This window comes from Leptothoe sp. ISB3NOV94-8A (genome assembly GCF_043421595.1).
Lineage (GTDB): Bacteria > Cyanobacteriota > Cyanobacteriia > Phormidesmidales > Phormidesmidaceae > Leptothoe > Leptothoe turfae.
On sequence record NZ_JAXSQW010000001.1, the window covers coordinates 6,940,314 to 6,954,402 of the forward strand.

At 47.8% G+C, this 14,089-nt stretch carries 13 protein-coding genes and 1 pseudogene; 8 read left to right on the plus strand and 6 right to left on the minus strand.

Annotated features, from left to right (window positions below; translation table 11 throughout):
* Positions 1 to 28 precede the first annotated feature (28 nt).
* From ureA to ureC, 5 genes are all read left to right on the plus strand, one after another.
* On the plus strand, positions 29 to 331 hold the full coding sequence (gene ureA / locus SPB21_RS29935) for an urease subunit gamma (protein ID WP_163663928.1): 303 nt from the start codon (positions 29 to 31) through the stop codon (positions 329 to 331).
* A 54-nt stretch (positions 332 to 385) separates the two neighbouring features.
* Positions 386 to 1,465: a S41 family peptidase gene (locus tag SPB21_RS29940; RefSeq protein ID WP_499868574.1), complete on the plus strand. Its 1,080-nt coding sequence runs from the start codon at positions 386 to 388 to the stop codon at positions 1,463 to 1,465.
* Positions 1,465 to 1,788 (plus strand): urease subunit beta, encoded by a 324-nt coding sequence (locus SPB21_RS29945; RefSeq protein ID WP_163663939.1) that lies wholly within the window; start codon positions 1,465 to 1,467, stop codon positions 1,786 to 1,788. The genes SPB21_RS29940 and SPB21_RS29945 overlap by 1 nt, the downstream gene beginning before the upstream one ends.
* A gap of 265 nt (positions 1,789 to 2,053) precedes the next feature.
* The gene (locus SPB21_RS29950; RefSeq protein WP_499868576.1) at positions 2,054 to 2,839 is read left to right on the plus strand and encodes an SH3 domain-containing protein; all 786 of its coding nucleotides are present in this window, start codon (positions 2,054 to 2,056) and stop codon (positions 2,837 to 2,839) included.
* A 97-nt stretch (positions 2,840 to 2,936) separates the two neighbouring features.
* On the plus strand, positions 2,937 to 4,646 hold the full coding sequence (gene ureC, locus SPB21_RS29955; protein ID WP_499868577.1) for an urease subunit alpha: 1,710 nt from the start codon (positions 2,937 to 2,939) through the stop codon (positions 4,644 to 4,646).
* Positions 4,647 to 4,845: 199 nt separating this feature from the next.
* Here ureC and SPB21_RS29960 read toward each other — a convergent pair whose 3' ends face one another.
* The 5 genes and pseudogenes from SPB21_RS29960 to SPB21_RS29980 form a co-directional block, all read right to left on the minus strand.
* A complete protein-coding gene (locus tag SPB21_RS29960; RefSeq protein WP_499868579.1) occupies positions 4,846 to 5,700 on the minus strand; it encodes an STM4011 family radical SAM protein in 855 nt (284 codons plus the stop codon).
* Between the two features lie 21 nt (positions 5,701 to 5,721).
* Positions 5,722 to 7,038, minus strand: a complete 1,317-nt coding sequence (locus SPB21_RS29965; RefSeq protein ID WP_499868581.1) for an STM4012 family radical SAM protein — start codon at positions 7,036 to 7,038, stop codon at positions 5,722 to 5,724.
* Positions 7,039 to 7,065: 27 nt separating this feature from the next.
* Positions 7,066 to 7,893, minus strand: a pseudogene (locus SPB21_RS29970) (STM4013/SEN3800 family hydrolase).
* Positions 7,856 to 9,061, minus strand: a complete 1,206-nt coding sequence (locus SPB21_RS29975) for an STM4014 family protein (protein ID WP_499868583.1) — start codon at positions 9,059 to 9,061, stop codon at positions 7,856 to 7,858. Before SPB21_RS29975 ends, SPB21_RS29970 begins: the two are co-directional and overlap by 38 nt.
* A gap of 81 nt (positions 9,062 to 9,142) precedes the next feature.
* On the minus strand, positions 9,143 to 10,171 hold the full coding sequence (locus SPB21_RS29980) for an STM4015 family protein (protein ID WP_163703089.1): 1,029 nt from the start codon (positions 10,169 to 10,171) through the stop codon (positions 9,143 to 9,145).
* A 451-nt stretch (positions 10,172 to 10,622) separates the two neighbouring features.
* On the opposite strand from SPB21_RS29980, the gene SPB21_RS29985 reads away from it, so the two are divergent.
* Complete coding sequence (locus tag SPB21_RS29985; RefSeq protein WP_163663954.1) at positions 10,623 to 11,069, plus strand: SRPBCC family protein; 447 nt, start codon at positions 10,623 to 10,625, stop codon at positions 11,067 to 11,069.
* Positions 11,070 to 11,246: 177 nt separating this feature from the next.
* On the opposite strand, the gene SPB21_RS29990 is transcribed toward SPB21_RS29985, so the two are convergent.
* On the minus strand, positions 11,247 to 11,708 hold the full coding sequence (locus SPB21_RS29990) for a hypothetical protein (protein ID WP_006517892.1): 462 nt from the start codon (positions 11,706 to 11,708) through the stop codon (positions 11,247 to 11,249).
* 102 nt (positions 11,709 to 11,810) lie between these two features.
* Here SPB21_RS29990 and hetZ point away from each other — a divergent pair, with 102 nt between their 5' ends.
* Positions 11,811 to 12,968 carry a heterocyst differentiation protein HetZ gene (hetZ, locus tag SPB21_RS29995; protein WP_499868586.1) on the plus strand — a complete coding sequence of 386 codons (1,158 nt, stop codon included), beginning with the start codon at positions 11,811 to 11,813 and terminating at the stop codon, positions 12,966 to 12,968.
* Positions 12,969 to 13,062: 94 nt separating this feature from the next.
* Positions 13,063 to 14,061 (plus strand): hypothetical protein, encoded by a 999-nt coding sequence (locus SPB21_RS30000; RefSeq protein ID WP_163663956.1) that lies wholly within the window; start codon positions 13,063 to 13,065, stop codon positions 14,059 to 14,061.
* The last annotated feature ends 28 nt before the right edge of the window (positions 14,062 to 14,089 follow it).

Below are 14,089 nucleotides of genomic sequence, written 5' to 3' on the forward strand. Positions count from 1 at the left end.
CTGTTGTGGTTAGTCTCCGTCGCATCCTATGCAACTCACTCCTCAAGAAAAAGATAAGCTGCTGATTTTTACGGCTGCTTTGGTGGCTGAGCGTCGTAAAGAGCGAGGGCTAAAGCTTAACCACCCAGAATCCGTGGCCTATATTTCTGCCGCAATTTTAGAAGGCGCGCGCGATGGCCGGACAGTGGCTGACTTGATGACCTACGGCACAACGTTACTGAACCTTAATGATGTCATGGATGGCGTGGCGGAAATGATTCACGAAGTTCAGGTGGAAGCGACGTTCCCAGATGGTACTAAGCTGGTTACCGTACATAATCCAATTCAGTAGAAGACGTTGCATGCAACGTCTGTACATTCAAAATTCGATTGTTTAGGCGTTTTTATGGTTGAGTCCGATGGTTCTGATGGTTTTATAAGTTCTGGTGGTGGTTTTCAGGATATAGACCTGGATCAGGAAAGTCGTACCCATGTGTTGGAGGCGATTGCTGAGGCCTTAGACCGCTATGCGTTTCCAGAAGCGGCGGCAAAAGCTCAGGCAGATATTCGACAACGGCTGAGCGATGGCGGCTACAGTGACATTGTTAGCGGACATCAGTTTGCAGAAACCCTAACCAATCAGCTGCAAACCCTGACTGAGGATCAGAGTATTCAGGTGTATTTTAGTCCTGCACCGCTGCCAGACTTAAATGCTGATACACCACCGACGGCTGAAGAGCTGGCCTATCAGAAGCAACAAAGCCAGCGTCGTAACTTTGATATCAATCAGGTGGAACGACTGTCAGGCAATTTAGGATTTTTGCAGCTCTATGGGTTTGAACCACCCGAATTTGCTGGGGAAACCTTAGCGGCGGCTATGGCCTTTGTGGCGAATACAGACGGCTTAATCATTGACCTACGTTATAACCGGGGTGGTTCGCCGGGAATGGTAGCACTGCTGTGTAGCTACCTTTTACCCGCTTATCCAGCCGTTCACCTGAGCGATGTGCATTGGCCTTCGGAACAACACACTCAACAAAGTTGGACATCGGCCTATGTAGGGGGTCCGCGTTACCTGGACCGATCTGTCTATGTTTTGACTGGGCCAGAAACGGCGACAGCAGCTGAGGAATTTGCTTATACACTGAAACAGCTTGATCGGATTACGTTAATTGGCGAAACAACGGCTGGAAAAGCTAATCCAGGAGCTGGTCAGCGGTTACATGACCATTTTTGGATGTTCTTGCCCACAGGGCAGGTGCTTAGCCCAATAACGGGTAGAAATTGGGAGGGTAGTGGCGTATTGCCAGACTTTAAGGTACCGATAGAACTAGCCATGAAAGTTGCCCACTATATGGGATTAACCGACTTAAGTAAAAAGCCTGGAGCCCTGGATCGAGAGCTGGAAGCTGCTCTAGAAACGGTGAAAAAGCAACTTGATCAAATGCAGCAAGATTTAATTAGTCAGCTTGGAGGATTACGATAATGTCTGGTAGTTCTACCGTTGTTCCTGGGGAACTGTTGCCCGCAGCAGGTGACATTGAACTTAATGCCGGTCGCCCAACTGTCACGTTAACTGTGGCTAACAGCGGGGATCGCCCCATTCAAGTTGGTTCGCATTTTCATTTCTATGAAGTGAATAATGCGTTGCAATTTGATCGAGATCAGACCAAGGGAATGCGTCTAGATATTCCGGCGGGGACAGCGGTCAGGTTTGAACCGGGGGATGAGCGCTCTGTAACATTGGTTGCGTTGGCAGGAGAGCGTAGAGTCTATGGATTTAACCAACGGATAGAAGGTAGCGTGTAGGACTGCTAAAAAATCAGCACTTTGTTCAGTGACAACACAACAAAACGTTGATTATGTCTGATATGGGGATTAACTCCTTGAATCAGGAAAATGTCTCCTGGATAGAGCTGCAAATTTGTCCACATCCAGAGCTGTCATTGCTTCGTAGAGGGAACGATTAGTTTGGATGTGATGTGAATGCCGATGTGTTCTGTCTCTGGCGGTATCTGGTCCAACCGGGCGACCACACCTGTTAAATGTGTTCTGAGATTAACTGACGTTGACTATGTTACGACTACACCATTTTGCTGCAATTGCTTGCCTACAAGGGGCATTGCTCTTGGGTAATGTGCCAGTATTGGGGCAAACATCTGATGAAGCTGTAGGGTTACCAGCGGCCATTACGCCTAACTTAGAAGGGATTGTAGACCTTGCAGAGACAGACTTGCCTCTCGGTGTAGGCTACCTATCCCCACGTCGTCGTGCCGGTGTGCAGGCGGATTGGTTGTCGGAGGTGGAATTGCCGCTTTACAGCGAGCCCGGTGGCGATCATTGGGGCTGGATTTGGCAAGGTTGGCTGATTCCCAATGGGCAACAGGCGTTTGCCATTGGTCGTGATGCCAGCTTTACGATGGTTAGTGTAGACCCGCTACTGCTTGCATTTCCTGTGCTAGAAGCCCGTGAAGATGGCTGGTTGCAACTGCAATATACCAATGGTGGCAGTGCGTGGATTCACCGTGAACAATTGGATGATCGCGGCATGGAACTCTCGTTTTATTCCTGGGCAGAACGATTGGCTGAAGCTGATATCGTAGCTTTGAGAAATAGAAATGATGCTCAAGTGTTGCGATCGCAACCCGAACGAGGTCGCAACGTCCTGAGCCTGGTTAGTCCTAGCAGCCTGATCGAACCCTTGGAAGTCAAAGACAACTGGATTCGTGTCCGTGTTACTCGCCCCGCTAATGGCTGTGAGCCCCTAGCGGGTGCTAGTGAGCAAGAAGGCTGGCTACAGTGGCAAAACAACGATGGGGAAGTGTTACTGTTGCCGAGCCGGGACGAATGTGCGGGGTAGAAGGTTAAAAATGTTCGTCATATACTCGTCGGAGCTCCGTAGCTAGCGTAAGCTATCCAGTGGCTTTGTTTTTTTCCTTTAACTCCAGGAGACTCCGATGAGCTACCGCATGGATCGCCGCGCCTATGCTGAAACCTATGGCCCCACCGTAGGAGATCGGGTTCGTTTAGCAGATACGGCACTGGTGATCGAGGTAGAACAGGACTTTACCACCTATGGCGATGAGGTCAAATTTGGTGGTGGTAAAGTAATCCGCGATGGCATGGGCCAATCGCCAATTACGCGGGCTGATGGCGCGGTGGACATGGTAATCACCAACGCGCTGATTTTGGACTGGTGGGGAATTGTTAAAGCCGATATTGGGATTAAAGACGGTCGCATTGCCAAGATTGGAAAGGCAGGAAACCCTTATATTCAGGACAATGTAGACATTATTATTGGCCCCTCTACCGAAGCGGTGGCTGGTGAGGGCATGATTGTTACCGCTGGGGGCATCGACTCCCATATTCACTTTATTTGCCCCCAGCAGATAGAGACGGCCATTGCCAGCGGTGTGACCACAATGATCGGTGGTGGTACTGGACCAGCGACCGGGACAAATGCCACTACCTGTACCCCTGGAGCTTGGAACATGTATCGCATGTTGCAAGCGGCGGACGCATTTCCCATGAATCTGGGGTTTCTGGGTAAAGGTAATAGTGCTCAGCCTCAAGGTTTGGTGGAACAAGTACAAGCTGGTGCGATGGGTCTGAAGCTCCATGAAGACTGGGGCACAACACCAGGTGCCATTGACACTTGCCTGGCTGTGGCCGATGACTTTGATGTGCAGGTGGCGATCCACACTGACACCCTTAACGAGGCTGGGTTTGTAGAGAACACCATTGCTGCCTTTAAGAATCGGGTGATTCACACCTATCACACTGAAGGGGCGGGGGGCGGACATGCACCAGACATTATTAAAGTGTGTGGCGAAGCCAATGTGCTGCCGTCATCCACAAACCCCACGCGCCCCTATACGCGCAATACGCTGGATGAACACCTAGATATGCTGATGGTGTGTCATCATCTGAGCCCCAGTATTCCTGAGGATGTGGCCTTTGCCGAGTCTCGTATTCGCCGAGAGACCATTGCGGCTGAGGATATTCTGCATGACCTCGGTGCCTTTAGCATGATTGCGTCGGACTCCCAGGCCATGGGGCGTGTAGGTGAAGTGATCATTCGTACCTGGCAGACGGCTCACAAGATGAAAGTGCAGCGGGGGTCCCTGGCAGAAGATTCTGACCGTAACGATAACCATCGTGCTAGGCGCTACGTGGCTAAGTACACGATCAATCCTGCGATTACCCATGGTATTGCCCATGAGGTAGGTTCTCTAGAAGCGGGCAAGCTGGCAGATATTTGTCTGTGGAAGCCCGCATTCTTTGGCGTGAAACCCGAGATTGTGATTAAGGGTGGGGCTATTGCCTGGGCGCAGATGGGTGACCCCAATGCCAGTATTCCCACACCGCAGCCCATCCATATGCGACCTATGTTTGGTAGCTTTGGCGGTGCTATTGGTAGCACATCCCTAACATTTATTTCTAAGGTCGCTGCTGAGGCAGATATTGCTGGCCAAATTGGGTTACAGACAACGGCTGTGGCAGTGAGCGGCTGTCGTAATCTCAGTAAGGCTGACATGAAGCTAAATGACTATCAGCCCAAGATGGAAGTGGATCCTGAGACCTATGAAGTGCGAGCTGATGGGCAATTGCTCACTTGTGAGCCAGCTGAAGAGCTGCCCATGGCCCAGAGGTATTTCTTGTTTTAGGAGATATGGAGATATTTAGAGAAACATGGACTGAACTCACATAGGGTGAATGTTGAACATGTTAATCCCAAAAACGATCAGTCAGCATCTGGAAACCTAGATACAGTATGAGATTGAATACATGAGTTTTCCAAAAAACACTGAAAAATCTAAACTCTATCTGAATGAAGAAAGGTTTTAGCTAGTAAAGGTTTTACGGCTATTTAAATCGTTGGGGAATCCTTTCCAGGATACGATTGCCAAACACATGATCCAGACCTAAATCGTTCATGTGTACGTAACCAATATGATAATGGCATGTGTCATTGGTACAAACGCGTTCCCTTAGGGCCTCTTCAAAGTTGGGATGATAAATATTGCCGATGGGGGCTTTAATAAAATGGCATCGGCGCATAGTTCCTTCTCCATCCACAGAGAAGACCGATTTCCCGGTGCGGCATGCTTTACCAAGACTGGGGTAATAGTGGGTGTTTAATTCGTAAAGTGGATCAATGGTTTGGAAAAAGTCGCGGTCTTCTGGGGTAAGTTGAGGTAGCTCAGCTTTGACGGCGTTGATCCATAGATAGACGTTGGGAGGCAACGTTTTGCGAAGAGATCGAATGGCGGGGATGAATTGTGGAAAACCCACGACACCAACACTAAATTGAATGTTTTGGTTCATAAGAGTGTGACACTTTTGTAGAAAGTGTTTTTCATTGGACCATTCTGGATGAAAGGTGGCCCAGAGGGCTAGAGTGTTTGGCTCTGCCTGACTTATCCAGTCAAGATGGCAAGATAAATTGGTTTGGATGGCGACTTTTTGTACATTGGGTAGGTGGGATAGATGACTGAGATTCTCTTGATACCATTTATGAATTAATGCTTCGCCCCATGGAGTAAAGAGGATGCCAAAGTTGTGTTCAGTGTGTTCTGTAATCCATTGGACAAATCGTTTTAAGGCCTGGCGGTCCACATCGAGTTCGGTAGCCGTTTGTTGACGTTTGGCAAAGGGACAGTAATGACAGCCGTAATTACAGCTGATTAGAGGGCCTCGATAAAGAATGCTGAGATCCATGTTGGATTGATTGAATGGTTATTATTTGATTTTATAGGTGTTCATTAGGGTGTTGACATTGTCTGAAAATAGGCTGGGGCCAATGGCATCTGAGCGTTCTAGACCTAGTTCAGTAAGGTGCAGGTGGTGATGGTGTTGTTGCAGAAGTTTCAGAGTTAGGAAATGCTGTAGCTTTGGAAAATCGGTTAATGCGTCCGTGTGAAAGCGATCGCAATACCCCCCCATATCTAACCCCTCTGGAGACAGTAAAGACAGTAAAATAAATCGCCGCTGTTGTTCTTCTCGATTTAACTCAAAGCCATAGTTAACGATGTCAAAATCTTGATCAGTGCTGTCAATGTAGCGAGCTAGGATATGTTTGATTTCTTTGGCATTGACAGCATAGTCATAGGAATAATGAAGTGCTTGAGTGTAGGATCGGGCTCCGCAGCCCAGGCCTATCATGCCATCGACCTGACAGCAGTAAACAGGACCGGAACGTGAATTCACATCAATTTTCCGAAACATCCGCATTGAGACCTGTTCGTAGCCCTGGTCTAATAATAAATCTCGCCCAGCGCGATAACAGTCTAATCGATGATCATCCCAGGCCTGATTAGTCATTCCTAATCCCGTTAAGGGTCGCACATACAACGGATACAGATATAACTCTTCCGGTTGAAACTGTAGCGCAGTGTGGATAGACTGCAGCCAGCTGTCTATGGTTTGTCCGGGCAATCCATAGATCAAGTCGATATTCAAGGTGGGAAACTCAATTTCGCGAATACGACACAGCACATCTTTAACGACTTCAGCGGTTTGACGACGTTGGGTGGCTAGCACTTCGCTATCGATAAAGCTTTGCACACCGATGCTAATGCGATCGGTGCCATAATCAAACAACAGATCTAATTTTTCTGGGGTGGCGGTGTCAGGAGAGACTTCAACAGATACGGGAATTGTTTGCAGGGGTGCTCCCATCGTGGTTGCTGCAATCTCTAAAATCTGTGCCAGGGCTTTAGTGGGGAGTTGGGTGGGGGTGCCACCGCCGAGGGCAAACCGGGCAAATGTTGGATTATCAATACTCTCCTGAACACGATGGGCCTGTCGTTGAACGGCCTTGATGTAATTGTTGATAAAATCATTATCCTGGGTCACCGTGGTGAAGAGATTACAAAAGCCACATCGCATCTCACAAAAGGGAATGTGAATATACAAAAACAGTGAGTTCTGGTCTTCCTTAGACCATACATCGTGAACAGATTTTACTGGTAAAGGTCGATAACTGGTCTTGTGAGGATAGGAATAAACATAATGTTGATAGGGTGATTGAGTTAATAAGGGAACAGGGACTGTCATAGGAGAAATCCAGGAAAGAATTGAAAACTAACGATACGGTTTTATGATTACGTCTGCATAGGGAACTGTCCACACAACTGGATGGGCACAACGGTGACCAGTGTAACCATCTTCACCATAGGTGGTGCCATGGTCTGAACAGAGAATGGCATAGGTGGGGGCGCGACATCTCAGACCTTGCCAGAGGGAAACCAGGGCCTGATCAACATACTCTAATGCAGCGCCGTGGCTTTCTATGGAGTCTGCTTGGGCTCCGGGTAAGTAGAAATAGTTGGGCTGATGCAGGGCTGATAGGTTAATGAACAGGAAAATACGTTGTTGTTTGGGAATGACTTGAATGCGATCGCAAGCCAACTTTACCTGACATTCTGTAGACTGCGGATTTGTCACTCCTAATTCCGGTGATCAATACCGTTCCTGAAACAGATTGGGGAGTACACAGCTAAGGGGATTTAGTTGATTAAAAAAGCCTACCCCACCGATACAAATGGTGCGATAACCTTTGGCCGCTAACCCTTCCGGCAGACTAGGGGCATCTAGTACACAAGTTTCTGGGGTGATGGTGGTACTGCCTGCAAAATTTAAGGCAAAGGGGCGGGGGTGCTTTCCCGGTGTGATGGGAGTGGGTAGAAATCCGGCAAAGAATGCTTGATGAGCGGCATAGGTAAAGCTACCGGGAGAGTGCCGAGCCTCCCAGCCTTGGGGAATTAATTGGGCTAAGTTGGGTAAGCGGCCTTGTTCAAATAACCGTTGGGCCACATCGTAGCGGAGGGTGTCGAAAGTGAGTAGCAGAATGTCATGGGTGCCGACCAGCTGATTAACGTTCAGTCTGGTGGGTAGATGATGCGTGGACATAGGGTAACCCTTGGTGCTGCTGGAGTAAGGTTTTTATTTCTGTGGTGTAGGTGTCTTGACCTTGCCAGGTGATGCCCCTGAGTAAATCACCAAAGGCATTAACTTCTAAGACATAATGGTCCTTGAAATTGGGGGCAATGAGTAGGTCAATGCCACAGTAAAGGCTTTTGGGAAAGCAGGCAGCGGCCTGTTCGCAGGTGTGCATCATGGTGGCCCAGTTATCAGCGGTAAGGGCTGAGGGGAGATCGGTGATGGATTTGCGATCGCTACCCAAATGCAAATTGGTCATGGGGCTTTTCCCCACACGCACCACCACATGTTTAGCCTCTCCCCCAATCACCACCACCCGCAGGTCAAACTCTCTGCCATCTATCCTGGCCTTAGGCATCCACGCTTCAACTTGAATAGTCTCTTTAGCAAGGAAGTTAATAATCTCGGCAATGTGTTGGGGATTGCGATATTGATAAACCTTGCGAGAATTATAAAATCGCAGTTTACCTTGCTCCATGGTACGCTCCACAGTTGTGATCGCCCGTTCGTTCTCACCACGATAGTCATAGGCAACAACACCTGATGCCGATGAACCATGGGCAAGTTTAATAAAAACACGCCGACAGCCCTGCTGTGCCATCCGTTCCTTAAGCTGATCATAGTTCTGGATCGGCTCTTTGCGCACCAACGAGCATGGAATTGGAATATCGGCATTTTCTAAGATCCGCTGACACCGAATCTTATCAAACATGCTGACAATGTTATCTGGATGATTCATCACCTGCCCTTGCAACGATTGCATCCAAGATTGAAGACAATGTCGCCAACCCAAATACCATTGGCGCGGGTAGAGAATTCTGCCTTTATCTTCAGGCAATTGATAGGCAGCTGTAGCGCTGATCCGCTGATGATCGCCCGAATCATCTACTACAGCGCCAGTGGCAACAAAACCGCGATCAACAACAAAGTTTCGTTCCGGAGCCTCAAACCGAAACCAAGCGTTAGATCCATCCCAATCAGTTAGAGAATTTTTTTCAGCAAGCAGCTCCTCATAGGAGACTAATTGAGCCATAGATAGACCACACCCCCTAAGCGCCTGTTGAAAGAGATCCACTCTACGGCTTTGAGGATTAGCGATGAGAACAAAATTGATCATATCAAGTTGACTATTAGTCATCTATGAAGGAATCAAATAAATTAGGTTCCATTTTTAGCTGTAGAGACGTTGCATACAACGTCTCTACAGCCAGTGGAATTCCTATTCAGACACCACACAATATCGACGAAATTCAGGGTCTTCGTCTTCCTCTTCTTGCCGCTGTCCATCAGCAATGATCTGCATCCCTAACGTCGTCAACTGCTCGATTAGCGCATCCGAGAGATAACTTTCCGACACATTTAAGATTTCTAAATCACGAATAGCAGGGCTCGCCAACAACTCAGTGGCTCCCGCATCTGAGAGCGTCCCCAGAGACAGATCTAACACCCGTAACCTTGGCAGCAGGGCAGACTTTACCAATCGTTCTATAAGTTCATTGGTAAATTTGCTATTGCGCAGTCCCAGGTAAGCCAGATTGGAAAAACACAGATTATCCAAAACAGGTTCTAGATCTTGTTCCCAGCAATCACCACCATAGTTGTCACTGCCAAACCAAAATTCCAAATGCTCCAGGGCAGGCAGCTTCCAATTATAAATTTGATAAACTGTATCGCGACTGAGGCCACCCGTTTCAAGGATTAAGGCCTTCAGATAGTCGTGCTTAGCTGGTGTTGTAAACGTCAGTCCTGTGCCACCCCGCACCTGCAAAATTTCTAACTGAGGATAGGCCAGCAAAAGAGGAGACATATCACTTTGCTGTAGCCAGGAAATTTCACATTCCTCATAGGTAATATCGCCAATAAACAGAGCTTTCAGATTTGGTAAACGATCATTGATTTCCGCTAATGTACTGACCAACTTAGCTGTTGATGATTCCTCCGTGCATACGTCCCCATCCCCTTGCCAAAGGCCTAGGACCAAGGCCTCAATATCAGTAGCTTCAGGTCTGTTTACGAGTTGCTGCAACACCTCAACTAGTGATTCGTCGTCGTCATAGTCACAACGCAAAGCATAGGCTGTATTTTGGGGATTTGCCAAGGACTGATCGTGCTGAAATTCTTGGACTGTTCTATTGGCAAAACGAGTGGTGTGTTTCCCTTCATATCCGCCATAACCTGCTAACCGTTCGGTCAGGTTCCAACCGGGTACCGTATGCTGAGTTCCATTGAACGTGGGTGAATCAGTCATAGTTGAAAACGTGAGAAGACCGCAAAACTTCTTGAATTGGAAATGTCAGTAATGCACCTGCTCTAATGACGTCTTAGATTACCCACACGTTGCCTATGGCTTGCCTAAAGGCTAGCTCCTGCGAAATATGGGAATACGATTTCAGTGCTGACCTGACAATAGCGCAATAATTATCGCGCCTATATCCAATAATAGTTCGTTTGAACTATTATTGGGGTGACAAGGTGTGCACTCTGAAGCGTCAATTCTTCAAAAGAGGGCTTATGTGAGTGATGGTTTTGGCTGTGGGATTTTGGGCCAAAGACCACAGATAATAGGTGTGATGCCCAGGAAGATTGCGATCACACTACCCATAAAGTTTAGAAGTCTTAACACCTCAAGACATAGATAATTTCTTTCTCATCTTCATATATATGAGTTTAGGTACCCCAAAAGGACGCCTCCTAACGTTATGACTACCTTTCAATACACCAGCCTGATTGCGGCCTCAACTGCGACCGTTTGGCGTTTTCACGAACGGCCTGACATCCTTACCCTTCTGACACCACCCTGGCAACCTGTCGAAGCCGTCCGTCGTGAAGGTGGCCTTGGCCCTGGAGCCATCAGCGAGTTTCGTTTGTGGCTAGGGCCTATTCCTATCACCTGGATCGCCCGCCACACCGATGAATATGAACCCAATCGGTTATTTACAGATATCCAAGAAAGCGGCCCACTGGATGCCTGGACCCATCGCCATCGGTTTGAATCCGAAGGTGAGCAAACGCGGTTAACCGACGATATTGTCTTCACCTTGCCGGTAGAGTGGGCCAGTGAACCCCTGATTGGCTGGTTTGTCCTACAGCGTTTGCAGGACATGTTTGACTATCGTCATAAGGTGACGCGGGAGGCTTGTGAGTAGCCCTCACCCTAAATCCCTCCCACCAGGGAGAAGGACTTTGCAGGAAGAAACCCAACTAAAAACTAAAAATTCCCTAAGAAAATAAAATCAATTAACGTCCAAATTTCGGATGTACAAGCGTTCCATGGAACGTCTCGTCCATATTTACTTGTGGACTTTTTTATTTATAGCTTGCTCTTACGCAATATCCGCTGGCGGTTCCCCTTTTTCCTTCAGTTGCTGCAATTGTGCCCGCATCACCTGCTCCAGCATGGTTCGCGGCACCTCAATGCCCTGACCTTTTCCCTTTACCTGCATAAAAATAATGCTGTCTAGCTGCTTTAGCGATAACAGCTGAAACAGTAGGTGGGTGCTGGGATGAGGCAGTGCCATCATCTGAGGATTATCAGCTGCGCTGGCTGCTGCCGCTTCTAGGGATGGGTATGCATAGACGACCGTTTTCGTTGTTTTGGGATCTTGCCGACCACGCAGTGTCGTCATGACCCAGCCCTGTCCTAAAGACTGGACGACGTAATATAGTTGTCTTGGCAGTTGACCCGCGATTTCCTTTAACAGGGGTGCTACCAACGAAATTGCCTGACCAGTTGTCTGATCCGGAGCTTCATCAATCAAAGTTTGAATTTGTTTTTCGATATCCATCTGACTTTTTTGATAGTTTCGTGAAAATTACTGACTTTTGTTAGAACGTGCGGAATACTGTCTATGCTCAGGTGAGGGAATGCCTGGGACGCTCTAGCTCTAATGACCACGCTGCTAATGCTTGAGGAAACGTCTACAACGCTCGTAGAAGCACTTAATACAGAAGTTTTGAAGTTGCTCAAGCAAGCGACCAGAACCTCCGAAAAAAGTTGCCAGGCTGTCGCCGAGCGCATCTGTAGTGAATCGCTTCGTATTTGTACAGAAAGCCAACGTATTCAAAATTCTGGAGATGTAAAAAGTTGGGCATTTAACCTCGCTAATCATCGAGTTGACCAGTGCATTCGCTATTACAAACTTAGCTCTGAACGGGGGCGCATCGAGCTGCATAGTACTCTCAGTGCCATTATCTATCGCTATATATCAGTTCCCTACGCTCAAACTAGCTATCAGGCGCGACTTTCCCTAATTGAAGATTTTCTACAAAATTTCTATAGCGAAGCAATCAATGCTTTTCGTCGGGAAAATCAGATGGAGGTAAACTTTCAGCCCCGCACGGCTCTGGAGCTAGCTGAATATATGGCCTTCACTGAGCGCTACGGTAAGCGTCGTATCCCTTTGAGGCGAGGACGGAGTCAACAGCTCATTATTTTGCGAGCCCAAACCTTTTCCAAGCAGCAGCCCCCAGAAACAGCGGTCGATATTGAGCAGGCCACTGAAGCTGCTAATGACAATGACCAAAGCTGGAAGAATGCACCCGTTCAGCGCCTACGGGAAGAAATTTTGCTGCAGTCTGACACCCAGCCAGAGGATAATCTGCGGGAGCGAGTTGTCGACGAGTTGATGGTTTACCTGAAAGATAAAAAGCAAGAGGATTGTGCCGACTACTTTAGTTTGCGGCTTATGGATCTGCCTGCCAGTGAAATTGAAGATTTGCTAGGCCTCACATCCCGTGAGCGCGATTACCTGCAGCAGCGCTTTAAGTATCATTTGCTGCGGTTTGCGCTGACGCATCATTGGGAATTGGTCCATGAATGGCTCGGTATTGAGTTAGAAAAAAATTTGGGATTAACACCTCAACAGTGGGATCACCTACAAGAAAAAATGGACCAGAGCCAGACAAAATTACTACAGCTCAAACAGCAAGGGCTTTCTGATGCGGATATATCGCAAGCGTTGGGTTTGAGCTTGACTCAAATTAGGAAACATTGGTCTAAACTGCTTGAACAAGCCTGGGAATTACGTAATCTATCAGTTAGTTGACTCCGTTAGTTGACGATCGACTTTTTTTGTGTAGACAACCGAGCTAAATTTTTTACACTCTCGGTTTTATCATCCGGATCAGGGGTATTTAGCCATGAATAGTGAGTCAGAAAATTTGAAGCGCTTATTGCTAGAGTTTTTAACTTTTGACCGCTCGGCGTCCCCTATGTCAGGGGGTGAGCCTACCCCATCGACAGGATCCAACCCATCAGCAGTTTGTGCATCTGAAGTCGGATCTGACGCTGTATCATTTGACTTTTTATTTGAAACGGGTCAGTCGTTTAACTTCGGAGATAAAACCACTGTGCAAGATCGTTTCCACACACTTTTAAAACACCGATTCCAAACGGAATTTGCCAATCGGCCCCCACTGTTTCCTTGGGAAGCAGAAGTGCGTGAGTATCCGACTGAGATACCCATGCCTGCCTATGCTCAATCTATTAGCCGACTGTGGCTTGAAAACCCACTGCGGTTTAGCATATCGAGCAAGTTGCCTGAGGCTGTTTTGCAACAGCTATTAGACCGCTGTCAGAATATGGCTCAGTCTACTCAAAAAGAAGGCATTAAGCTCATCAAAATTGTCGAGTCCATGTTTCCAGATTCTTTGGAAGCCCTGGAGCCAATTGCCAATATTGTGCTGACGCCGGCTTATCGAGACCCTACCCTGAAAGAAGCCACCTTGAAAGAGGTTGAAAACATGGCTGGTGGCTATGAACAAGCCACTGCTGAGCAGCAAATCGCTTTGACCATGTTGGCCTCGATAGAAATTATGTCCGCACTGGCATTAACTGTGTCGGCTACAGATCCTACAGCTAGCCGTGATTGGGTGACTCCCCAGGGTGTGGTTCACTTGGATGTGAACTATACAGGTGCGGTTTTGATTATCAATGTAACCATGCCTATGGGTGGCAGTATTCAACTTATTGGAGCTGATGCAGATAGCCAGTCATCTCGCCCTGAAGCAGGTATGCTGACACTGGCAAAAACAGCTCCGGTCGTTGGTGGTTCTTACTCCTTGGAAGTGTCCTTGGATAATGATTGCCAGCGTCCTTTGCGATTTTCAGTCATGGTTTTAGAGGCATCTGCAAGCTGAGCCCGCTAGGATAAGAATACGCCGACTG